The sequence below is a fragment of the Dehalobacter sp. TeCB1 genome, assembly GCF_001707455.1.
GTDB classification, from domain to species: domain Bacteria; phylum Bacillota; class Desulfitobacteriia; order Desulfitobacteriales; family Syntrophobotulaceae; genus Dehalobacter; species Dehalobacter restrictus.
Window position 1 is genome coordinate 291,757 of record NZ_MCHF01000056.1, and the last position, 23,877, is coordinate 315,633.

The window sequence follows — 23,877 nt, forward strand, 5'->3', positions numbered from 1 at the left end:
ATTATAAGCTGGAAACTGGAATAATGCAACAAGCGGCTGAATGATTTTAGTGGTAATTAACATGCATATCTGCATGAAAATAGTCGAAGAAACGACAATCCTTATTAATAAGAGAAATAAATCAATGAGATTTGTCAAAACTTTTTTCCTGAACTGCCCTGAACCATCAATTGAACCTTTTAAGGCAACAGGCAATAAAATGAAGCGTGAACATATTATTCATTGAGGAGTGTCGGTAAAATGAAAGGAAACATGAAACATGTATTTCCGGGCGGAAATACCTCAGAGGGATTTTTTTCGTACTATTCGTTTCTGCTGGAAAAAGGTACGAAACGAATTTTTGTGGTCAAAGGGGGACCTGGCGTCGGAAAATCAACGTTGATGAAAAAAATTGGGAACAGAATGGTAGAAATGGGTTATGATGTGGAATTCCACCACTGCTCTTCCGATCATCATTCCCTCGACGGAATAGCGGTTGTGGATGCCGGGATTGTGATGGTTGATGGAACTGCACCGCATATTGTGGATCCGAAGTATCCTGGAGGTCTGGATGAGATCATAAATCTGGGAGAATTCTGGGATACGGATGCCATACAGCACAATGTAAAACATATTATCGCGTCAACGAATGAAGTCAGCCGTCTGTTTGCCAGGGCTTACCGTTTGTTAAGTGCAGCCAGAGCGGTCGCGGAGAATATGATGGCAATAACCAGGCAGTCTATGGATTTTTCCGCGTTGAATATGGAAACATCGCGTTTGGCAAAGAAAATATTTGAGGGTGTGTACATGGTGGAAAGCTCCGGTAGGACCGGCGTGGCCAGACATCTGTTTTCCTGTGCGTATACACCGGAAGGTTTTGTTGATTTTACAGATTCTATTCTTCAGGAAATCCGGGAAATCGTTTATCTGGAAGGCGAGATGGGCACAGGAAGATCCGTTTTTATGGAGAAAATTGCCACCAAGGCCATGGAAAAAGGTTTTGATGTAGAAATCTATCACTTACCGCTGATCCCTTCCAAGATCGGAACGATTGTGATCAAAGAACTGCAGGTTGCCCTGACGTCGAGCGAATCTTTCCGAAACAATCATCAAGAGTCCGTTAACCTGAACAGGCATGTCCATACAGAGCTTTCTTCATCACTGACACAGGAACTGAACAGTGACCTGGATTTGTTTGGTCATCTTATGCACAGCGGAATGGACTGCATTCACCAGGCCAAACAGGAGCACGATGCTCTGGAGCAATATTATGTCCCGTATATGAATTTCAAGGCTGTCGAAGAAAAATACGAGGAGATCTTGAGCAGGATTTTGGATATTGCGGGCAGTGAGGCCTGCGCAGCAGAAAAACAACTGCATTAAGACATACCGCGGAGGGGGGGACAAAAGATGTGTCCCTCCCTCCCTTGGTTTTCTATCTCCCTGAGCGATCCTTTGAAGTGATTTTTTGTTTGATGATTGGTTATGATAGAATAGGAAAATATCCTATCATGAGGTTTTTATGGAAAAAGATCTATATATGACAATTTCCAGCAAAACAAAACAGCTGCTGGTCAAACAGGAAGGTTTCGATGCGGATTTCAAGATGACAGTTAAAGGCATTCAAGCCACAGATTTAGTAGCATTTGCGAATTCAGAAAATGGAGGAACCATTTTAGCTGGCGTGGGTGAAGTTGAAGATAAAAACAGCATGCAGAAAGGTAGAATCATCGGCTGTCCTGTTGGTGACAAGGAGAGACTCTTTATTTTAAGTAAAGCTGAGAGTTGTGTTCCGCCTGTTGAAGTCGCTATAATAATAGAAAACTATGCCAGAAAACCAATCTACCGAATTGAGATTCCCTCCGGTAAAGAAAAGCCGTACTGTACGGCCGGGGGCACATACAAGATCAGAGGGGACGGCCGGACCAACACCCTGCTTCCCGGAAGGCTGCTGACCCTTTACATCGAAAAACAAAGCGAAACATTTTTTAACCGCTTTCGCGAAGCAACGAAAGAACTGGGGAAAGATATTCTGGCTTCGGATACACTGCTTCAAAATGCCTTAAACGAGCTCAGACGCAAAGTGCTGCAGATTGAATCTGCCATTGGGAGCAATCAAAACAGCCTGGAAAAAATAGAGGCTATTGATAAAAAAATAGATAAGCTTTTGTCGCTGCAAGCTAAAGGAGAATGAAATGAATTTCAACACAAATACGGATCTTGATTATGAACCGCTGATCGTGGTCGAAGGGAAAAACGATGCGCATGCGGTCAGACGCGCCCTGGGCAAAGTTGACGTCATCTGGACGGAGGGGTTTGGATTGACCGAGCAAAAGCTGGAGTATATTGCGGAGATGGCAGAGAGACGTGGCGTTATTGTCTGTACGGATCCTGATTTTGCTGGAAAACAGATTCGGGAGCGAATCAATAAACGGATCCCGAAAGCCAGGCACGTTTATCTTTCCGTCGAGGTAGCGCGCAATCCGAAAGATTATGATATTGGCCTGGAAAACGTTTCTTCGGAGGAGATCAGGAAAGCGTTTTCCAAAATACTCGAAGTAAAGATTTCGAATATGGACAGCAACGACGGAGTGAAAATTGCTGAGAAGATAAATGCTGAGGCGGTAGTAATGGCTGATTTGCGGCAAAGCGGCCTGGTTGGGCAATGCTGTTCGGCTGCAAAACGGGTCCGGCTCGGGAAAATTTTGGGGATTGGGGATACCAACGCCAAGCAATTTTTATTTCGCGTCAACCGTTTTGGGATAACTAAAGACGAATTTTATTCCGCAGTAAAGCAGATGGAAGGGAATGGGAAGTAAGTGACGAAAGCAGGATGGGAAGATACGGCGTCCTATGTCCGCAGAGTTGTACGCCATGGGGTCCGGGCCAAAAAATCTTTGGGTCAAAATTTTTTAGTTAATGACAGTATTATCGAAAGGATCGTTCGGGAGGGTATGCCCTTAAATGATCTGCCGCTGGTTGAGATTGGACCGGGGCCGGGTGCTCTAACGAGGATGCTTGCCCCCAAATTCCCCAGATTGTGGGCGGTAGAACTTGATAAGGAAAAAGTTGAGTTACTCCAAAGAGAATTAAACGCCTACCCGTTTGTTCTGTTGCATATGGATGCCCTAAAGCTTAAACTAGCCAATCTTTGGGGACAGGAAAAAGGCTGGCTGATTGGCAATCTCCCGTACTACATCACAAATCCGCTACTAATGCATTTCCTTAACCAAGCGGAATCGCTGCTGGGCATGACCGTAATGGTTCAGAAAGAAGTTGCCGACCGAATGTGTGCCCTGCCCGGGGGAAGGGATTATGGGATATTATCGATTGCCGTTCAGTTATCAGCCGAGGTTAAAAGGCTGTTCGATGTTCCACCTTCGGCCTTCTGGCCTCAGCCGAAGGTCACATCGACGGTGCTAAGACTGGATATCCGGCCATATCCAGGATTCTCATTGGAAAAGAGAGACGTCTTTTTCAAGGTTGTGCGGGCGGCTTTTGCGCAGCGAAGGAAGATGCTGCTGAATACGCTTTCCAGCGGACTCTCTTTACCCAAAGAGCTAACTGCGGAGATACTCAAGGCTGCGGGAGTAGACCCGAAGCTCAGGGCTGAAGATGTCGGGATACTTGATTATCAGAAGATTGTAGCCGTCTGGGAGGCGCAAAGAAATTGATTCTAAGGATACCGGTTTGGGAACCGGTATTTTTTTATGTCATAAAATAGAGTAAATCAGAAAATATAGATGCAGCTATTTTTAAAGGAGTTTGCGAAGAGCAGGAGGGTTAGACATGTTTAAGACAGGAGATATTGTGGCCCGCCTTTCTTATAACCAGGATTTATTTCTAAAAATACTGGCCCTGAATAAAAGGCGCAAGAAAGTAACGGCAGTACTCGGTGGGCTCAATTACCGATTAATCGCCGACGCCGATGTCGATGACCTTATTTTCAAGGATGATAAGCAAATTGTCCATTATCAGCTGGCCGATTCTCAGGAAGTTTATAAAAAATTCCGTAAGGTTGTCTACGATCGCAAATTCAAGGTTGAAGAAGAGTACTTTGAAATACCGGGCAAAATTCTTCATTTGGACGGAGATCAGGAATATTTGGATCATTGTCTAAAAACGTATAGACAATTGGGACTTCAGGCCAAAGGAATTTGCAAATCGGAAGCGGAACAGCCCAAGGCAATTGCCGGGTCTTTGCGAGATTATCCGGCGGATATTCTGGTTTTGACAGGCCATGATTCTTTGCTTAAAGGGAAAAGCAATTTGAAAAGTCTGGACAGCTACCGGAGCTCGGGTCATTTTGTGCAGTCCGTTACGGAAGCAAGGAGAATTCAGCCGAATAAAGATCAGTTGGTTATCTTTGCAGGCGGATGCCAGTCTAATTTCGAAGCAATCATTGAAGCCGGTGCAAACTTTGCCTCTTCGCCAAGACGAATGATGATTCATGCCTTAGACCCTGTGTTTCTGGTGGAGAGCATTGCCTATACGCCAATTGACCGTACCGTTTCTCTCAAAGATATTATTCGGCATACAGTTACGGGCGTAGACGGTGTAGGCGGAATTGAAACAAGAGGACAGCTCAGAAGAGGTTACCCCAAAGTAGAGCATTAATTCATGAATAAAATACAAGTTTAGGAATAATTTACGCAGATTTCCACAAATTAAGCTCGGAGGGATGCTATGACCGAGCATATTATGGGAAATCTGCTTATTATCGGCGGAGCAGAAGACAAGGAAAAAGACTGTAAAATTTTAAAATATTATTATCGCGAGGCAGGAGAAAAAAGATCCAGGATATGTGTTATTACTGCAGCTTCAGAGGACGGGGAGCAGGCGGGGATCATTTATAGAGACCTTTTTATGAAGTTTGGCTGCTCAAATATAGACGTGATTGCCATTCAAGACAGAGCGTCTGCCAATGTAGGTGAAAATATTGAAAAGATCGTTCAAGCCAGCGGTATTTTCTTTACAGGGGGGGACCAGCTCAGGATCACAGCGATGATCGGCGGAACTGCAATGGGTATGGCCTTGCAGCATCTGTATGAGCAAGGGGTTATTATCGGAGGGACCAGTGCCGGAGCATCCGTAATGTCTGATACAATGATCATCGGCGGACAGGGAGATACGCCTGGTGAAGACTTAATTCAGATGGCCCCCGGACTAGGACTTTTGAAGGGTATCATTATTGACCAACATTTTGCCCAAAGAGGAAGGATTGGACGGCTAATGACGGCTGTCTCCTTAAATCCGTACTTCTTAGGAATCGGAATTGATGAAGATACATCTGTCCATATCAGAAATGACGGGAACTTTCGGGTGATCGGGCGCGGAACAGTACTTATTACCGATGCTTCATGTGCAGTAATCAGTAATGTGGATGACTTAAATAATGGAAAGCCTCTGGCCCTTGCCCCGGTCAAAGTACACATTTTGAGTGAAGGCTGGAGATTTAATATTACTGAACGGACCAGCTTTCTGAGTGAGGCTGAAGGATTCAGTATGAATCATTCGGAGCTGTCTAAAAAGGAAATGAAACAGGAGGCTACATCTTCATGAGGATACATCAGGTGAAAGCAATTGAAGGTGCAAACTTTTTCAGTTACAGGCCCGTGATCCGTGGAATCGTCAGTATTGCCGAATGGCAGGGGAAAATGACCCATGAGCTTGGCGATTTCAATCAAAGATTGTTAAAGGCGCTACCTTCACTTGCCGACCATACCTGTTCCCGTGGAAAACCCGGAGGGTTTGTTGAAAGACTGGAAGAAGGAACATTGCCTGGACATGTACTGGAGCATGTCAGTATAGAATTGCTGACGTTAGCCGGAGAAAAAAGCCGTTACGGCAAAACGCGTGTTCTGGTTGAAGAAATGGAAGAATATGAGGTGATCTATGAATATGAATGCAAGGAAGCAGCGATTGAGGCACTTTATGCTGCAGCCGGTTTTCTCAACCAGCTGCGCTATGGGGAAGAGCCGAATGCTGAGCCGTTGGTTGCTCAATTAAAAAAACTTCGTTCAGCGTATATGCCCGGGCCGTCCACGCAAGCCATTCTTCAGGCTTGCCTTGACAGAGGTATTCCTTACGATAAGCTCGGGGATGGAAATCTTTATCAGCTTGGCTATGGCCGTCTGCAAAAAAGAATACAGGCGGCGATGACAAGTGGAACGAGCTGCATCGGAACAGATATTGCATCAGACAAACAGCTTACGCGGCTAATACTCAGTGAGTCTGCCATACCGGTTCCACGCGGAAAGATTGCTTCTTCGGAAGAGGAGATTCTGAAGCTGTTCCGACAATTTGCCAGCAGTGTGGTTATAAAGCCATGTCTGGGAAATCAAGGGAAAGGTGTATCTCTCAATTTAACGAAGGAAAGTGAGATTGTTAAAGCCTGCCGCCTGGCGCAGGTCTACAGCACAAAGGTGATTATCGAAGAATACATCAAAGGAAACAACTACCGGCTTCTTGTTGTTGGGGGCAAATTGGTGGCGGCGGCCAGGAGAAGACCGCCGATGGTTGCCGGAAACGGCAAATCGAGCATTGAAGAACTGATCGAACAGGAAAATAACAATCCTCTAAGGGGAACGGGGCATGAAAAGTATTTATCAAAAATTGCGGTTGATCCCATTCTTATTTTGGATCTCAGCCGGCAGGGATTTTCGCTGAAATCTGTTCCACATCTTGGAGAAAAAGTCGTACTCCGGCAAAGTGCGAACCTCAGTACCGGATCAACGGCAGTGGACGTGACGGGTTTGGTGCACAGGGATAATGCTGAGCTGGCTGTTTACGCAGCAAGCGTACTGGGACTTGATATTGCCGGGATAGACTTTATTCTGGGAGATATCAGGCATTCTTACCGGGAGCAGGATGGCAGAATTATTGAGGTCAATGCAGCTCCGGGTTTAAGAATGCATTTGCTGCCCAGTGCCGGCCAAAGCAGGAATATCGGCAGGGATATTGTCAATATGCTCCTTCCGCATGGAAACGGCAGAATCCCTATTGTCTCGGTGACAGGAACCAATGGCAAGACAACTGTCGTCCGTCTTTTAAGTAAGATGCTCCGGAAACAGCAGTTAACGGTAGGGATGACATCCACGGAAGGAATCTATATTAATGACAGGCTGCTCAGCAAGGGTGATCACAGCGGACCTGCCAGCGCCCGGACTGTTCTGAGACACCCCGATGTCCAAGTTGCAGTCCTGGAAACAGCCAGAGGGGGGATTTTACGGGCAGGTCTCGGTTATGATTATGCGGATGTTGCGATTATCACAAATATTTCTGAGGATCATCTCGGTCAATACGGTATTGACAATATTGAGGATTTGAGCAAGGTGAAGAGTCTGGTTGCTGAAAGAGTACAAAAGCATGGTTTTGCCATTCTGAATGCGGATGATCCTCAGGTTGTGAACCTGGACCAAAAAACCAGTGGACATGTTATTTATTTTAGTACCGAAATCCAGAACAGAAGAATCTGTAAACACCTGGCGTTTGGAGGGGTTGCCGTGGTCGCAGATCAGAAGAAGATATGGATTTATCAGGGGACCTGCGGCTCAACTGTTTGTAACCTGAACAAAATCCCGATTACCTGGGGAGGAAAAGCGAGGCATAATGTTCAAAATGTCCTGGCAGCTGTTGCAGCTTGCTATGCGTTGGGATATAATGCTCAGCAAATCAGGAGGGCGGTAAGCGGCTTCGGGCAAAATCCTGAAGATAATCAGGGAAGGCTCGAATATTATGAAATGGATGGCTTTAAGGTAGTTCTGGATTACGGTCATAACCCTGCCGGTATTAAAGAGGTTGTCCAAACACTTCAGATGATTGGGCACAAGAGGATTGTGGGGTGTATCGGCTTGCCCGGTGACAGAAGCGACGCCACAGTAAAACAATTTGCCAGGGAAGCTGCCGCAGGATTTGATCTGCTGTATATTAAGGAAGATGCAGATCTGCGAGGCAGAAAATCAGGAGAAATTGCGCATATGATCTATGAAGAGGCTTTAAGTGAAGGGAAAAAGGCAAGTTCAATGAAGATCATTCTTAAGGAAGAGGAAGCACTGCGCGAAGCTCTGGCAAAAGCCAGAGAAGGAGATATTGTTGTGATCTTTTATGAAAAAGCAGAGCCGTTAAGAAAAATCATTAATGACCACCTCAATTTAATCCTGCCGGAAATAAGAAATTTGGCGGATTAGAATATTTTTCTGGCAGGATGAGGGTGTAATACGCTATAATATTAGGAAAATAATTCTATCGTATCAAAGGTAAAAGAACTTGGTAAATATGAAAGAAAATTCTGTGGTTGTTTTGGCACCGGCCAAGATAAACCTCGCGCTGGCTGTCAATGATATCAGGACTGACGGATATCATAGTCTTGAAACGGTCTTCCAATCTGTGTCTCTATTTGACCGGGTTGAAATCACACTTCAAGGTGACGGGATATCTTGCCTTTGCGGCGAATTAAGCGGCGAAAAAAATCTCGCTTATCAGGCTGCCGGGCTTTTTCTGGATGAATATAAGGCCAGGACATCAGGTGTAACTCCCGGAGCTGAGATTAATATCGAAAAGCATATTCCGTTGCAGGCGGGGCTTGCCGGGGGAAGCAGTGATGCCGCAGCTGTTCTTATAGGACTGAACAGGCTACTGTCAAATCCTTTCTCTTATGAACATTTAGTGGGACTGGCTAAACAGTGTGGTTCGGATACGGCATTTTGTCTGCTTGGAGGAACAGCATGGGGGGAAGGGACCGGTTCTGAACTCAAAGAACTTCCCCGGGCGCCCGAGATGGATATCATCCTGGTTAAACCGGAACAGGGAGTAAGCACTGCAGATGCATATCGATTGTTTGATAAACGCGCTGAATTTTCGAAGCTCAATCAAAAAAAATGGGTGAGTGTTCTAAGTGCTGCCAGGATTGATATGATTGGCAGAATGCTTTCCAATGATCTGGAGAATGTTGTTTTTGATCTTGTCCCTGAGATTTCTGTCTTAAAACGGTGGCTGCTGGAAGGAGGCTGCCTTGGAGCTCTGATGTCCGGAAGCGGGTCTACACTGTTCGGAGTCGTAAAGGATCATGGTCAGGGAGAAAAGATGCGCAAGGTTCTGGCTGAGAAGGGTTATCATCAAACCTGGTTAGTAAAAACGATCGGTTCTCGAAATATTAAATCTGGAGAAAAGGAGTGATTTTTGGTGGAAAGACGTTTAGTACCGGTAAAACTTGACAGTTATAAACCTCTGAGGGAAATTGTGCTTGAGGCTCTACGGGAGGCTATCGTCAGTGGAGTCCTGGAGCCGGGAGAACGCTTGATGGAAATCCAGCTGGCGGAAGAAATGGGCGTAAGCCGTACACCTGTAAGAGAAGCGATCCGTAAACTTGAACTGGAGGGCTTTGTGGTCATGGTTCCGCGAAGGGGCGCTTATGTGGCAGGAGTCTCTCATAAGGATGTTAAAGACGTATTTGAAATCCGCGCAGCCCTGGAAGGACTGGCAGCAGGACTCGCCGCCGAGAAGATTACAGAAGAAGAAATTGACGAGATGGAGCGGATTTTATATTATGAAAAAATGCCTGATTCTCTGGATGTTATTGTCCAGTCCGATATAGACTTCCACGCTCTTTTGTATAAGGCAAGCCGGAATGAAAGGCTGATTCAAATTCTTGCAAACCTGAAAGAGCAGACACAGCGGTTCCGGACAACATCTTTGGCAGTTCCGGGAAGGGTTAAAAATACGATTCAGGAACACCGGGCGATCATTGATGCTGTGGCAAGGCATGATGTGGAAGAAGCGCAAAAGCTTGCAGCGGCGCATATTGAAAATGCCGGGAATGTCATGTTTGAAGCTTTAAGGGGCATGTCATCGAGCCGTAAAAGCGAATAACAGTTCCTGCATAGTGTTTTATGAGATAAAATAAAAGAGATGATTGCATGAAAAGAATTGAAAGAATGATTGCGTTAACAGAAATCCTGATTTCCCACCCGAATGAGCTTTTGACTTTAGGTTTTTTTGCCGACCGTTTTGATACTGCGAGATCGACCATCAGTGAAGACCTGGTCGCGATTAAAGAAAGTTTAACGCTCACGGACAAGGGAAATTTGGATACAATCTCAGGAGCGGCCGGAGGTGTCAAGTATTTGCCCGGAATCGGCAGAGAAGAAGCAAAAGACTTCCTGACATCTCTTGCCGGAAACTTAAATGCGGGCGACAGAACGCTTCCTGGCGGATTTCTTTATATGTCTGATATTCTCTATAATCCTATCATTGCCAGGAAATTAGGGCTTATTTTTGCGAGCGTTTTTCGGAAAAGAAGTCCTGAAGCCGTGATAACGATTGAAACAAAAGGGATTCCGCTGGCCCTGATGACTGCTGATGCGCTGGGTGTACCTGCTGTTGTGGTGCAGCATGGCAATAAAGTGACGGAAGGTTCTTCGGTTAGTATCAATTACATATCCGGTTCCTCCAAAAGAATTCAGACCATGTCTTTAACCCGCAAGGCTTTGGGTACCGGGAAAAAAGTACTGATCATTGATGATTTCATTAAAGCCGGGGGCACAGCCAAAGGGCTGATCGACCTTATGCAGGAATTTGATGCCAAAGTCGTAGGCCTTGGCATTTTGATGGAAGACACACTCTGGAATAACTCAAGGCTAGTCGAAGACTACCTTGCTCTTCTGCAGCTGGAAATCGATTCTTCAAAAGGCAGGACGTTTGTCAAGGCAAATGACCCAAAAATGATGTAGAATATTTTGAATTGGAAATTTTTTTTGTTAAAAAGAAGGAGTTTTTTGCCAAATAGAGAATAAAAAAAGAAGATTTTTCTGGAGGCGAAAGAGAAGGGTGGTGATTCTCAGCATGGAGATTACTGACGTCAGAGTCCGAAAGGTAAATGCCGAAGGCAAGATGAAAGCAGTCGTATCGGTTACATTTGACAACGAATTTGTTGTTCACGATGTAAAAGTGGTTGAAGGGACGAATGGTTTATTTGTGGCGATGCCCAGTCGAAAGACCCCGGAAGGCGATTTTCGCGATATTGCCCACCCGATTTCATCTGCGGCAAGAGAAAAAATCCAGACTAAGGTACTGGAAGAATACGGAAAGGGCATTGAATAATATTTGATTCAGCTGAGGAGAGACCATCATTTGAGAGGTCTCTTTTTTATCATATTAAATAAATCTGCAATAATATAGGCGGAATACAAAAAAATATCTGTAATTTCTTTTTATTCTTGGCAATAATTCGTTATAATAATGAAGTACAACTATGCGAGTATCTGCTCATCAATCATAGGATATTTTAAGGTTGATAAGGTACTTGATCACTTTGGAGGGTAAATAAGGAAATGTCTCATTTTACAGCAGTCATTTTGGCTGCGGGAAAAGGTACCCGTATGAAATCGGAATTACCAAAAGTGATGCACACGTTGGCTGGCCGTCCGCTGATCGACCACGTTCTGGAGAAGGTTGCAAAACCGGGAATTAATGATGTTATTACGATTGTCGGTCATGGCCGCGAAATGTTGTGGGAACACCTTGGGGAACGAACCAGGGTGGTTGTTCAAGAAGAACAATTGGGCACAGGTCACGCCGTGATGCAGGTATTGCCATTGATCGATGAAGACAGTAGCATTCTGGTCTTAAGCGGGGATCAGCCGCTTTTAGCCGGGCATACGCTTCAGTCATTAATGGAGATTCACCAAAAGACGGGCTCTTCAGCTACAGTACTCACGGCGGTCATGGAGAATCCTTCTGGTTATGGAAGGATATTGAAAGAGGACAATGTTTTTCAAGGCATTATCGAAGAAAAAGATGCAGATGTTTTGCAAAAAGGGATTAAGGAGATCAATACAGGCACCTATTGTTTCAACGGAGCAGCCTTAAAATTTGCGCTTCAGAAGATTACACCTAAAAATGCCCAGGGCGAGTATTATCTCACTGATGTCTTTGATATCCTACTTTCGTACGGTCAAAAAATTGAGATCTTTTGTACGGACGACCCGTCAGAAGCTTTAGGCATTAATAATCGGGTTCAGCTGGCTGAAGCTGAGGATATCTTGTATGATCGAATCAGAAAATACTGGATGATGGAGGGAGTAACGATCATCAATCCTCCATCGGTTTTTATAGATGCGGAAGTTGTTCTTGGGAAGGACGTCATCCTTAATCCTTTTACAATGATTAAAGGAAATACCAGGATTGAAGAAGGCGCAAACATTGGCCCCTCGACAACACTGATCAACTGTGTTTGTCAGAAGGGATGTCAGATCGAACACTCTGTTGCGCGAGACGCGGTGATCGGAGAGAATTGCCTTGTGGGACCGTATGCTTACCTGAGACCCGGAACGGTTTTGGGTAAAGAGGTTAAAGTTGGTGATTTCGTAGAAATTAAAAACAGCATCATTGAAGAGGGAACCAAAGTCCCTCACCTGAGCTATATTGGCGATTCCAGGTTGGGCAAAAATGTGAACATAGGTGCAGGAACGATTACCTGCAACTATGATGGCGAGAATAAGCATCAGACCATTATTGAAGACCGTGTTTTTGTCGGCAGCAATACAAACTTTGTTGCTCCGGTATCTATCGGCAAAGAAGCAGTCATCGGCGCCGGGTCAACAATTACGAAAGATGTTCCTGATCAGGCTCTGGCGATCGAAAGATCACAACAGCGAATTATTGAAAATTGGCACTTGTCCAAGAAAAAGTAGGGGGAAAATTATGGCTACGAAAGAACTTAAAATTTTTTGCGGAAACGCAAATAGGGAACTCGCGCAGGAGATTGCCGATTATCTTGGCATTTCCATGGGGGTTGCCAATGTCAAAACATTTATGGACGGCGAAATCAACATCGGAATTGATGAAAGCGTAAGGGGTGCCGATGTGTTTGTTGTTCAGCCGACCTGCGCGCCAACCAACGATAGTATTATGGAGCTGTTAATCCTTATTGATGCCTTGCGGAGAGCGTCAGCCTATCGGATTACGGCAGTGGTTCCCTATTACGGCTATGCCAGACAGGAAAGGAAGACAAAGGCCAGAGAACCGATTACGGCGAAACTCATGGCCAATCTCATAACGACTGCTGGAGCGGATCGTCTGGTGGCCATGGATCTTCATGCACCTGCAATTCAGGGATTTTTCGACATTCCAGTTGATCATCTCCCCGGAGTACCGATCCTCGCGGAATATTTTATGGAGAAGAAACTCGAAGATATTTGCGTTGTATCACCTGATATCGGAGGAGTCGGCAGGGCCAGGAATTTTGCGGAACGAATCGGGGCATCGCTCGCAATTGTGGATAAACGTCGGCCTGAACCGAATGTATCAAAAATAATGCATGTCATCGGTGACCTGCAGGGAAAAATAGCAGTACTTATTGACGATATCACAGATACCGGTGGTACGATTACCCAGGCTGCAGCTGTACTGATGGAAAAAGGAGCCAAAGAGGTCTATGCCTGTTGTACGCACCCGGTATTATCTGGCCCTGCTATCGGCATTCTCGAAAAATCCGTTATTAAAGAATTTGTCGTAACAAATACCATTCCTTTAACCCCGGAAAAGAAGATTGATAAGATTAAAGTGCTTTCTGTTGCTCCTTTATTGGGCGAAGCTATCGTTAGAATCCATGAGGATTTATCCGTCAGTAAATTATTCAGTTAGTTCTTCGGAGCACTTAGATAAGGCCGTCTTTGGGACCTTTGTCTGCATTGGTGGTGGCTTCTTCATCTTGCCCCTCGCAGAAATTATCCGTAACAGACGTGCTGATTTCTGCTGAGACAGGCTGGATTGGTTTGTCTGTATCATCCGGGAAATCTTCGCTTGTTTCAGCGTCCTTGTTCTTTTTCCAGAATCTGTTCAGATCCTGACTTTTTCGGCTTGCCTTTTGGGAAGCAACCTGGATCATGGATTTGACATTATCATTGATGCCTTTCGTAAAAAGTTCAAGTCTCTCTTCACAGTCTTTAACCACAACGACGACATCGGAACCGATGGTAAGAATATCGTCGGCTTTCAGGCTGGCTTTTCCCTTGAAAAGCCCCTCTATTTTACCTCCGGAGATATCAAGACTTGATATCATGCCATTTTCGGTATCGATATAGAACTCTTCAATGATACCGAGGGTTTTGCCGCTGGCAGTAATGACTTTTGTTCCAATGATCGCCGTTTTTTCTTTGAGAAGTTCTAAAATATCAGGTAAATTTGTCGCTTTTTCCGCCTGATTCTCAGTGCTGACGGTGATGACGTTTTCACCAATGCTGACAACCCTGTTATAAGGAATAATACGCTGTTCTTTGAAGAACCCCTTGGGGTCGACCATCAATGCGGCAACAGCTTTGGCTTTCGGGTCAATGACGATATTGCGCACAAGCCCGATTTGTTGGCCTTCTTTTAGAGAAATAATCGGCAGGGATAAAATTTTTTTACTGGGCAGCATAGGATTCCCTCCTTTTTTAAGTCTATCAAGAAAACGCTAACAGCTTTCCGACAGATCAAAGTGCAACTAAGGCTACCGCCAAAGCTTGGCGCCAGCCAAGTTTTCTAAAAAATAATCTTTATAAAATTAATCCTTGATTAATGCTGTTCTGTCTATTCAATTTATGCTTAGGACTTAAACGATATGCCGATAAGGAGAATTTATGAGGGCTGTAATCGGTCTCGGGAATCCGGGAGTTAAATATAGCGAGACAAAACATAATGCAGGATTCATGCTACTGGACAGAATTGCGGCTCAGGAAGGATTGTCTTTTCGTAATGATTTTCGCGGTAAAGTGGTTGAAATGAGAAACAAAGATGAGCGGATATTCTTTCTGAAGCCAATTACTTATATGAATCTAAGCGGTTTAGCCGTTGGGGAACTGATAAGCTATTATAAAATAAATACGCAGAATATATTGGTGGTCCATGATGATATGGATCTCCCCCTCGGCAGGATACGATTGAGGGCCAAAGGGAGTGCCGGGGGACATAACGGACTGAAATCCATAATTTCGGAATTGGGGTCACAGGATTTCTGGCGTCTTAAAATCGGCGTTGGAAGACCAAAGACAGAATTTGATGTGGTTAATCATGTACTCTCAACGTTTCCCAAAGAGGAAAAAGCAGTGTTGGATGGTACTCTGGACAGGGCACAGCGCGCTGTAGGATTGTGGATAGAGGGCCGTGGGGACGAGGCCATGAATCTATTTAACCAGGAAAAACAGTCACTTTAAATGAAGCTGAAGCGTATAACCTTAGATTGGATAGGCAAGCATATTACTTAGGAGGTGTTTTATCCTATGTATATGCTTAAAATATGCCGTTGCTGTGATACCATCGTTGGTGAACTGGAGATGGATGACGCCAGGCCACTCAGGATGGATTTTTCTGTTGAAATTAAAGGTAATGTTGCCTATACACTTTGCTCAAAATGCATGAGGGAACTGGATATCAGCCGAGTGACGTACTATCAGTAAATATGGTTTGCTCAACCCGAATACTCGGAGAACAGGTATTTTCTATCCTGACCAGAGATATGATAAGGAATGAGCCACTTTTTGCAGGAGGGCAGCACATGCCTACGATTAATGATTTTTTGTACAAAGGTTTGGATATTGGGGAAATAAGCGCTGCCTTAAGCAGAAAAGAGTCCCCACAAATGATTTACCAAATGACCGGCAGCGAAAAAGCTGCGTTTGCAGCCCAGGTCTCCTTGCTGAAGCAGCAGGCTCTGATCATCACCTATACAGATGAACAAGCCCAAAAATGGGCAAGAGATCTGGAGGCATGGCTTCCCGGAAAAAATATTATGCTTTTCCCGACAACAGAGTGGCTTCCGTTTGAAGTTTTCAGCAGAAGTCACGAAATTACGGCAGAGAGAATCCGGGTCCTGAGCAGCCTGCTCCCATTCAACCGGGAAACAGACAGCGAAACAATTGTCGTTGCGCCCGTCCAGGCGATCATGAAGAAACTAATTCGCCCGGAAAAGTGGCTGATACATTGTATCCTTTTTAAGGTCGGGGAACAGTATGCAGTTTCTGACCTTATGCGCTTATTGGTAGAGGCCGGTTATGAACGTGAAGAAACCATTGAGGGCAGAGGACAGTTTGCTTTGCGCGGTGGGATTCTCGATATTGCACCACATGACAGAGATCCTGTCAGGATAGAATTTTTTGATGAGGAAGTAGATTCTATCCGGATATTTGATTTGGAGACCCAAAAATCACTGGAAAGTATTTCTGAGGTCCTTATTGTTCCTGTTCAGGAGTATGTTATTGATACCAAAAGGCAGCAGGATCTGAAAGGGGAAATCAAAGCCAGGGCCCGCAAAGCCGTCGGTCGTTTACAGCGGCTGGATCGGGTAGAAGCGGTTAAGAGACTTCATAAAAAAGTAGAATATCTTGAAAACCGGCTGAACACGGGAATTCTTGATGAAAGCATTTATCCTTACCTTAGTCTGCTGTCCGAAGAGTATGTTCCTTTCTTTGAATGGCTCGATCAGGATTGTCTTGTATTTCTCGATGAACCGCTCCGGCTTAAGGAGCAGCTGGATTTTCAGTCCAATCAGCGTCTTACTGAATTTACGGACAACCTAGAAAAGGGAGAAGAGTTTGTTAATCCCGATCATTTATTTATCAGCTTTGAAGATTTGCTCGCTAGCGGAAAGCGTCCTTTGCTGGGCCTGTCGAATTTATTGCGGGAAATACCCGGGTTTGACCCTAAAAGAGTGACGAACATGATTGCCCGCCCTTTAGCCGGGTATGGTAAGACTTCAATCCTGGTGGAAGAGATTCAGCGGTGGAAGTCCATCGGATACGTGATTGCACTTTTTGCAGGGAACGAGGAACAATCTCAGCGACTTGGGCAAGGGTTAAAGGACAGAAGCATTAATGCCAGTCTGGTCAGGATGGAAGATCCAATCATACAGGGCGGCGTTTATATTTATCCGCTTTCGATCAACCAAGGCTTTGAACTGCCTGTAAGCAAAATGGTTATTTTTTCAGAATCGGAAATATACCGAAGAGAACGAAAACACCAGGCAAAGCCCAAAAAAGGCCCAAAAGAAACAGATATTCTTTCTTTCAGCGACCTTAAACCAGGTGATTACGTTGTGCACTTTTACCATGGAATCGGCAAGTTTACCGGAATTGAAACCATTGAGGTCGATGGTATTGAAAAGGATTATTTTGCGATTCGTTATGCCGGTGAAGATAAGCTGTATGTGCCGCTTGATCAGCTGCAGCTGCTGCAGAAATACCTCGGGACAGAAGAATCAAGCACGCCCAAGCTGAACAAACTGAACGGCAATGAATGGAACAAGGCGAAAGCCAGGGCACAGAGTGCTGTTAAAGAGATGGCCATCAATTTACTTGAGCTTTATGCGAAAAGGGAAGGGGCTGTGGGATTTGCTTATCCGGAAGACAGCCATTGGCAGAAAGAGTTTGAAGACCGCTTCCCATATGAAGAAACACCAGACCAGTTGCAGAGTATTATGGAAGTCAAGAAAGATATGATGAAGTCCCGGCCGATGGACCGGCTTCTTTGTGGGGATGTGGGGTACGGTAAAACTGAAGTTGCCCTGAGAGCCGCATTTAAGGCGATAATCAGCGGCAAGCAGGTTGCAGTCATGGTACCGACGACCATCCTCGCCCAGCAGCATTATAATACGTTTAGAGAACGCTTTATGGATTATCCTGTAAAAATCGAAATGCTAAGCCGTTTTCGCACAGCCAAGGAACAGAAGCAGATCATTCAGAGTCTGAAGGACGGGTCGCTTGATATCGTGGTCGGTACCCACCGTCTCCTATCGGAAGGTGTTAGCTTCAAGGACCTGGGTCTGCTTGTTGTCGATGAAGAGCAGCGTTTTGGTGTTGCTCACAAAGAGAAGCTCAAAACCCTGAAGACCAATGTCGATGTTTTAACCCTTTCAGCTACGCCGATTCCCAGAACCCTGCATATGTCTCTAGTTGGCTTAAGAGATATGAGCGTTATCATGACGCCTCCGGAAGATAGGTTCCCTGTTCAGACATTTGTTGCCGAATTTAATGCGGATCTAGTAAGAGATGCAATACGCAGGGAATTATACAGAGGGGGCCAGGTGTTTTTTGTCCATAACCGGGTCGAGACACTGGATAGAGTGGTCAGACTGCTGAATTTGATTATCCCGGAAGCCCGTTGTGGGGTTGTACATGGGCAGATGAGCGAAAGCCAGCTTGAGAAAGAAATGATTTCCTTTTTGGAAAAAGAGAAAGATATTCTAATTTGCACTACCATCATCGAAACAGGTTTGGATATGCCGAACGTCAATACACTTATTGTCGATGGAGCGGATAAATTTGGCCTGAGCCAGCTTTATCAGCTCAGGGGCAGGGTGGGCAGGTCAAACCGGAAAGCGTATGCCTACTTTTTATACCAACCGCAAAAAATTCTGACAGAAGAGGCAGAAAAGAGGCTGACTACAATCAGGGAATTCACTGAATTTGGTTCCGGTTTCAAGATTGCCATGCGTGATTTGGAAATAAGAGGAGCAGGTAATTTTATCGGGGGGGAGCAGCATGGGCATCTTGCAAGCATTGGCTTCAGCCTTTATGTCAAGATGCTGAAAGAGGCAGTTCAGCAATTACGTGGTGAAACAGTGGAAGAAGTCGCTGAGCCAGTCATAGATATTCAGGTCAAGGCGCTCCTTCCTGATGAATATATCGTGGATAAGCAGATTAAGGCTACGCTTTACCAGAGAATGCTCGGCATTTCTAGTGAAGAACACTTAAGTGACTTTCTGGATGAACTGGTGGACAGATTTGGAAACCCGCCCGATGAAGTTGAAAACCTGGCTAAAATTATCAGGATAAGAATGAAAGCCAAACAACTGGGTCTCGAACAGGTTGCTCAGCATAAACAGAATATCTCCCTGCGGTTTGCCGCTGATCCCGGAATATCCGGAGAACAGCTGATGAGTATTGCCGCAAAATTTCCTTACCCGTTGTCATTTGCAGCTGGGGAACAAGGTAATCTTGAATTGAATCTGCGGCTTAGGGTTTCGAGTATAGAAGATATCTTTAAAGCCATATTCAAATTATTTGATATTTTAGAGGAATATGTGATGCATCCGGCAGCAGCTGCCAGGACCGTATCCGGTACAGTTTAAATTGCTTAATAAATCGTAACTTGGTATAATGACTTCATCCAGCGAAAGGGAGATAGGATTAATGAAAAAAATAACAATAACAATGATCATCATGCTGCTTGCTTCGCTGCTTATGCTCAATGGCTGCGCCAAACAGGAATTTGCAGTTAAAGTGAATAAGCAAAGTATCCCCATGACGACTTATGAAGAAAAGTTAAATGCCAGCAAAACCTATTATGAGAAGCAGGGTATGGACTTTAGCACGGATGAGGGCAAGGCCAGTCTGGAAAGCATCAAGAGTTCCGTCCTCGAAAATATTATTATGACAGAATTAATTCGACAGGAAGTTGAGAAGAATAAATGGGATACAACCAATCCAGATGTTACAAAGAAAATAGATGAGCTCAAAAGTACGCTGACCAATCAGGATTATGCAAGTTTTCTGAAAGAACAGGCGATGACCGAAGAAGAAGTGGCCAATTTTTATGCTTTTTCGTATTACGTTGGTAAAGATGTGACAGTTTCGGATCAGGAAGTCCAGCAGTATTTTGAATCGCATTACTCGGATTTTGGCGGACAGGATGAACAGGTCAAGGCCAGCCACGTTTTGGTTGCAACTGAAGCGGAAGCCAATAAAGTAATCCAGGAGTATAAGGCTGGTAAAGATTTTTCCGAACTGGCCAAGGAATATTCTACAGACACCGGCAGTAAGGATTCAGGCGGGAATCTCGATTATTTTTCCCACGGAGAAATGGTGACTGAATTTGAAGAGGCTGCTTTCAGCCAGAAGGTAGGAACCATCTCGGAAAAACCGGTGAAGACGGAATATGGCTACCATGTCATTTTGGTTGAAGACCATAAAGAGGCTGTTGTGCCTGACTTTGAAAAGGTTAAAACAAGCGTTCAGGAAGCTGCTTTGGCAAATGCCAAAAATCTGAAAGTATCAAGCTATTATTCGGAACTCAGACAAGCAGCTGAAGTCGAATACGCCGAAGAATTAAAACCGGCAGATACAACTGCTAAATAAGCAATAGGATTGTTTAATCTGATCAAACCATAAGAGGAGTAACAAAACTTCAGTTTTTGTTACTCCTCTATTTATTTATTCGTGAGTCTGCAATAGACCAAGAATATTTTGGTACAAGACAGATCGGTCATCTTGGATTATTCTTTTTTGCGTGTATGGAAAAATATGAATAATAAAGCAGTTCAAGATATATACTAAGATTGAATTAGTCGCTTTGGAAAAAGGAGGGAGAACTTAATGAAAGCAACCGGAATTGTCAGAAGAATAGATGATCTTGGCCGAGTAGTTATTCCCAAGGAAATCCGGCGGACTTTACGGATAAGAGAAGGAGATCCACTGGAGATTTTTGTGGACAGAGAAGGGGAAGTGATACTAAAGAAGTATTCGCCCATTGGTGAGTTGGGAGACTTCGCCAAAGAATATGCGGATTCTTTATTTGAATCAACAGGACATATTGCCTGTATCGGAGATAGAGATGTCATCATCGCGGTGTCAGGGGCTTCCAAGAAAGACTACCTAAACAAATCTCTTGGCGCTGTAGCCGAGCAGGCCATGGAAGAAAGGAGGACCATTTACAATACGGGAGAATCTTCTGTTTTGAAAGAAACAGAAGGAGAGGAGAAAGTCAAAGCAACAAATCAGGTCATTGCACCGATTATTGCTGAAGGCGATCCCATTGGGGTAGTCGTACTCATGTCCAAAGAACCGAACATCAAGATGGGAGATTTGGAAATCAAACTTGCTGAAACTGCAGCGGGCTTTTTAGCCAAACAAATGGAACAGTAATGTTTAAATGCAAAGAATAAAAATCAAAAAGGACTGTTAACAGCATGTTGACAGTCCTTTTCTTAATGGTGCGTGCTCAGATAAGCGCGTATTACCTAATTGGTGAAAGTCCAGTTGGGGTAAGTACCAAGGCGTCCCGAGATGCTTGCCAAAGATCTTCCTACCATTTATAGTATTATTGGACAAGCAACGAGTGCCTTATCAACCTTAATATCAAACAGGAGGAAAGCAAGTGAACCCGATATTAAATATTCTGGGCCTCGGAGACCAAGGACTTGATTCTTTGTCTCTTGCCGCCTATAAATTATTGAAAGGTTCAGATCTGATATTCCTGTGGAATGCCGAACATCCGGCAGCTTCAGATCTGATTCGGGAGGGTTTTCCGTGCCAGGAAATATTCGCAGCAGCGGAAAAAACGGAAAATATTCTTTTAGACCTAGACACAGGACTCGATTTGATTGCAGAAAAGGTTATGACGGTGTCCGGTAAGAAGCAAATAACGCTCGCTTTGCCGGGTTTCCCAATCGCGGAAGGCAGGATCACAGCCGGACTTTACCGAAGGCTTGGAACCTCTTTTACTCTGAAGGCGACAATGATCAGGGAAAATAGTGACCCGCTGGAAAGGCTCACTGCAATTATGGCCGAATTGCGTTCTGCTCGGGGGTGTCCTTGGGATAAGGAGCAGGACCATGAGTCGCTGAAGAAATATCTGATTGAAGAGACCTATGAAGTGTTGGATGCAATTGATTCCAAAAATATGAATAATTTATGTGAGGAATTGGGAGACTTATTATTACAAGTCGTGTTCCATTCCCGCATTGCAGAGGAATCCGGGCGATTCAGCCTGAACGATGTCATAAAGGGCATTTCGGATAAACTGATACGCCGGCATCCTCATGTTTTTGGGTCAGTTGAAGTAGCATCAAGCCAGGAGGTTCTGGTAAACTGGGATGAAATTAAAAAAATGGAAAAGCTGACATCCCAAAGTCCGGAAAAAGAAACGGAAAGGAATTTCTTTGATATTCCAGGAGGGCTTCCAGCGCTGCAATTCGCTGAAAAGACTCAAAAAAAGGCTTCCAAAGCCGGTTTTGACTGGGAGGATCACCGGGGCCCCCTTTCTAAAATCTATGAAGAGCTCGCTGAGCTTGAAAAGGAAGTGGGAAAAAGTCCAAGAATAGAAGAAGAACTAGGCGATTTGCTCTTTTCTATTGTTAATCTGTCGCGTTTTCTCGGAATAAACGCTGAAGAAGCCCTGCGGCAGGGGACGAAGAAATTTCAACAAAGATTTTATAAAATGGTGCACAAAATAGATTTGGAAGGACCTAACAGAGGAGGAATGAGCATGGAAAACATGAATTTTTTCTGGGAAGTGGTAAAAAGTGAAGAAAAAACTGGGGTTTGAGGTTTATTTTAGCATTTCCAAGAAGGAGAATGCAGTTTCATAGCGAATATAGAGGCTATTAGTTTATTATTATTGGGAGGGAGACTTTTGAATAAAGCGGAACTCGTTGCTGCAGTAGCAGAAAAGACCGAATTCACCAAGAAGGATGCCGAAAAAGCGGTAGCCGCAGTCTTTGACACAATCAGTCAAGCAATGGCAAGTGGTGAGAAAGTCCAATTAGTTGGTTTTGGTACATTTGAGGTTAAGAAAAGAGAAGAGCGTGTTGGTAGAAATCCTCAGACCAAAGAGGAAATTGTCATTCCCGCATGCAAAGTACCTGGCTTTAAGGCAGGAAAAGCTTTAAAAGAGTCAGTACAGTAAGTTCTTGAATTTTTTAAGTTCATAGCTTGATTGCGAAAAACCAGGTTCTTTTTGAGCCTGGTTTTTTAAGATGCATTTCAAAATAAGGAGTTGTTTTGTTTGAGACTGGACAAATATCTTAAGGTATCAAGGCTTATCAAAAGGAGAACTGTGGCCAAGGATGTCTGTGGAGGCGAAAAAGTCAGTGTAAATGGCAGAGTTGCCAAACCTTCGGCAGAAGTAAAGCCTGGAGACATTATTTGCATTGATATGCGGAATCATATCCTTGAGGTCAAGGTGCTGTCGACGCCACCAAGTGCCAAGGCGGAAGAAGCTGAGACACTCTATCAGTTGATTAAAGATGAAAAAAAATAATGATGTCTAAACCCCCGACTTTCTGAATAAGTATTTATTCAGAAAGGGCTTTGGGGGGGATGGAAATGACAGGCCAACAGGAAATTGAGCATAAGATTGTTATCAAAGACAGAAGACTACTTACGGTTTCAGGGGTAAAAAAGGTAAAATCGTTCGACCCCAAAGAGATTACGCTGGATACCACAAAAGGTAGGGTGACGATTAAGGGGCGGGACCTGGGTGTAAACAATCTCAACCTCGAACAATCAGAGCTGGAGATTGAAGGCCAAATTGACATGCTGACTTATGCTGCGAGTGGATCTGGAGAAACCTCCAAAGGAGTATGGGAAAAAATTTTCAAATAGCTTTTTGAAGGGGGCGAAATCGGGATTAGCGAGTTTGCTGTTTTGATTAGCATTGTCCTAAGTGGATTACTTGTTGGGATATGTTTTGATTTTTACCGAATGTTACGCTGGCATTTGGGCCTGACAAAGATACAGACGTTTTTGGGGGATTTACTTTTCTCTATTGCTGCGCTTGGAATTATTTTTTGCTTAGCGCAAAAAGCAAATTACCTTGAATTTCGTTTTTATCTTTTTTTGGGAAGTTTGTTAGGTCTTTTGCTCTATATTGCGATTTTTAGCCGATATGTTAAAAAAATTTTTGATGTATTATTTCGCTTGATCCGTTACGTTAGCCAATTCATCAGAAAGCTTATCCAGGCGTTTTTGCGGGGCGTTTACATCGGAATTGCCGGAATGATGCGGATTCCCTATGGCATTCTGCGCTGGCTGGGGATGCTTCTGTATCGGATCGGTGAAGCGATAAGCCGGAATACTTTGATCAAAAAAAGCAAATAGTATTGATTTTGACTAGCTTTAATTATATAATAACTATACTTATAAT

General features: G+C 44.3%; 24 protein-coding genes. 23 read left to right on the top strand and 1 reads right to left on the bottom strand.

All coding sequences use genetic code 11. The features are described from left to right. The first annotated feature begins 240 nt into the window (after positions 1–240). The 13 genes from A7D23_RS13110 (at position 241) to A7D23_RS13170 (ending at position 13,623) form a co-directional block, all read left to right on the top strand. Positions 241–1,362 carry a PRK06851 family protein gene (locus tag A7D23_RS13110; RefSeq protein ID WP_025204958.1) on the top strand — a complete coding sequence of 374 codons (1,122 nt, stop codon included), beginning with the start codon at positions 241–243 and terminating at the stop codon, positions 1,360–1,362. Between the two features lie 139 nt (positions 1,363–1,501). Continuing rightward, positions 1,502–2,173 (top strand): ATP-binding protein, encoded by a 672-nt coding sequence (locus A7D23_RS13115; protein WP_025204959.1) that lies wholly within the window; start codon positions 1,502–1,504, stop codon positions 2,171–2,173. A gap of 1 nt (position 2,174) precedes the next feature. Beyond that, on the top strand, positions 2,175–2,798 hold the full coding sequence (locus A7D23_RS13120; RefSeq protein WP_025204960.1) for a DUF4093 domain-containing protein: 624 nt from the start codon (positions 2,175–2,177) through the stop codon (positions 2,796–2,798). Continuing rightward, positions 2,799–3,653 (top strand): 16S rRNA (adenine(1518)-N(6)/adenine(1519)-N(6))-dimethyltransferase RsmA, encoded by an 855-nt coding sequence (gene rsmA / locus A7D23_RS13125; protein WP_025204961.1) that lies wholly within the window; start codon positions 2,799–2,801, stop codon positions 3,651–3,653. It abuts the gene before it with no gap. 115 nt (positions 3,654–3,768) lie between these two features. Then, positions 3,769–4,596, top strand: coding sequence for a sporulation peptidase YabG (yabG, locus tag A7D23_RS13130; protein ID WP_019224834.1), 828 nt, complete (start codon positions 3,769–3,771; stop codon positions 4,594–4,596). A gap of 69 nt (positions 4,597–4,665) precedes the next feature. Next, positions 4,666–5,541 (top strand): cyanophycinase, encoded by an 876-nt coding sequence (locus A7D23_RS13135; RefSeq protein ID WP_025204962.1) that lies wholly within the window; start codon positions 4,666–4,668, stop codon positions 5,539–5,541. Next, entirely contained in the window at positions 5,538–8,168 is a 2,631-nt protein-coding gene (cphA, locus tag A7D23_RS13140; protein WP_025204963.1) for a cyanophycin synthetase, read from the top strand. Before A7D23_RS13135 ends, cphA begins: the two co-directional genes overlap by 4 nt. 88 nt (positions 8,169–8,256) lie before the next feature. Next, on the top strand, positions 8,257–9,156 hold the full coding sequence (gene ispE, locus A7D23_RS13145; RefSeq protein WP_025204964.1) for a 4-(cytidine 5'-diphospho)-2-C-methyl-D-erythritol kinase: 900 nt from the start codon (positions 8,257–8,259) through the stop codon (positions 9,154–9,156). Positions 9,157–9,162: 6 nt separating this feature from the next. Continuing rightward, complete coding sequence (locus tag A7D23_RS13150) at positions 9,163–9,849, top strand: GntR family transcriptional regulator (protein ID WP_015042331.1); 687 nt, start codon at positions 9,163–9,165, stop codon at positions 9,847–9,849. 47 nt (positions 9,850–9,896) lie between these two features. Next, entirely contained in the window at positions 9,897–10,709 is an 813-nt protein-coding gene (gene purR, locus A7D23_RS13155) for a pur operon repressor (RefSeq protein ID WP_019224831.1), read from the top strand. 112 nt (positions 10,710–10,821) lie between these two features. Beyond that, positions 10,822–11,079 carry a septation regulator SpoVG gene (spoVG, locus tag A7D23_RS13160; protein ID WP_015042333.1) on the top strand — a complete coding sequence of 86 codons (258 nt, stop codon included), beginning with the start codon at positions 10,822–10,824 and terminating at the stop codon, positions 11,077–11,079. Between the two features lie 230 nt (positions 11,080–11,309). Next, positions 11,310–12,671: a bifunctional UDP-N-acetylglucosamine diphosphorylase/glucosamine-1-phosphate N-acetyltransferase GlmU gene (glmU, locus tag A7D23_RS13165; RefSeq protein ID WP_025204967.1), complete on the top strand. Its 1,362-nt coding sequence runs from the start codon at positions 11,310–11,312 to the stop codon at positions 12,669–12,671. Between the two features lie 10 nt (positions 12,672–12,681). Further along, a complete protein-coding gene (locus A7D23_RS13170; protein WP_019224828.1) occupies positions 12,682–13,623 on the top strand; it encodes a ribose-phosphate pyrophosphokinase in 942 nt (313 codons plus the stop codon). 13 nt (positions 13,624–13,636) lie between these two features. On the opposite strand, the gene A7D23_RS13175 is transcribed toward A7D23_RS13170, so the two are convergent. Next, positions 13,637–14,398, bottom strand: coding sequence for a PRC-barrel domain-containing protein (locus tag A7D23_RS13175; protein WP_025204968.1), 762 nt, complete (start codon positions 14,396–14,398; stop codon positions 13,637–13,639). Positions 14,399–14,600: 202 nt separating this feature from the next. On the opposite strand from A7D23_RS13175, the gene pth reads away from it, so the two are divergent. The 10 genes from pth to yabQ all read left to right on the top strand — a co-directional run bounded on the left by pth (position 14,601) and on the right by yabQ (position 23,831). Continuing rightward, positions 14,601–15,173 carry an aminoacyl-tRNA hydrolase gene (gene pth, locus A7D23_RS13180; protein ID WP_025204970.1) on the top strand — a complete coding sequence of 191 codons (573 nt, stop codon included), beginning with the start codon at positions 14,601–14,603 and terminating at the stop codon, positions 15,171–15,173. A gap of 66 nt (positions 15,174–15,239) precedes the next feature. Then, positions 15,240–15,416: a hypothetical protein gene (locus tag A7D23_RS16165; protein ID WP_167539421.1), complete on the top strand. Its 177-nt coding sequence runs from the start codon at positions 15,240–15,242 to the stop codon at positions 15,414–15,416. 98 nt (positions 15,417–15,514) lie between these two features. Beyond that, positions 15,515–19,084 carry a transcription-repair coupling factor gene (gene mfd, locus A7D23_RS13185; protein WP_025204971.1) on the top strand — a complete coding sequence of 1,190 codons (3,570 nt, stop codon included), beginning with the start codon at positions 15,515–15,517 and terminating at the stop codon, positions 19,082–19,084. Positions 19,085–19,145: 61 nt separating this feature from the next. Next, positions 19,146–20,090, top strand: a complete 945-nt coding sequence (locus A7D23_RS13190; protein WP_025204972.1) for a peptidylprolyl isomerase — start codon at positions 19,146–19,148, stop codon at positions 20,088–20,090. A gap of 237 nt (positions 20,091–20,327) precedes the next feature. After that, complete coding sequence (spoVT, locus tag A7D23_RS13195; protein ID WP_015042341.1) at positions 20,328–20,876, top strand: stage V sporulation protein T; 549 nt, start codon at positions 20,328–20,330, stop codon at positions 20,874–20,876. Between the two features lie 232 nt (positions 20,877–21,108). Next, complete coding sequence (mazG, locus tag A7D23_RS13200) at positions 21,109–22,278, top strand: nucleoside triphosphate pyrophosphohydrolase (protein ID WP_025204973.1); 1,170 nt, start codon at positions 21,109–21,111, stop codon at positions 22,276–22,278. A gap of 87 nt (positions 22,279–22,365) precedes the next feature. Further along, a complete protein-coding gene (locus A7D23_RS13205) occupies positions 22,366–22,638 on the top strand; it encodes an HU family DNA-binding protein (protein ID WP_015042343.1) in 273 nt (90 codons plus the stop codon). Positions 22,639–22,737: 99 nt separating this feature from the next. Continuing rightward, on the top strand, positions 22,738–22,992 hold the full coding sequence (locus tag A7D23_RS13210; protein WP_015045101.1) for an RNA-binding S4 domain-containing protein: 255 nt from the start codon (positions 22,738–22,740) through the stop codon (positions 22,990–22,992). Between the two features lie 65 nt (positions 22,993–23,057). Then, a complete protein-coding gene (yabP, locus tag A7D23_RS13215) occupies positions 23,058–23,336 on the top strand; it encodes a sporulation protein YabP (RefSeq protein ID WP_025204976.1) in 279 nt (92 codons plus the stop codon). A gap of 42 nt (positions 23,337–23,378) precedes the next feature. Then, a complete protein-coding gene (gene yabQ, locus A7D23_RS16600; RefSeq protein WP_019224820.1) occupies positions 23,379–23,831 on the top strand; it encodes a spore cortex biosynthesis protein YabQ in 453 nt (150 codons plus the stop codon). Positions 23,832–23,877 lie beyond the last annotated feature (46 nt).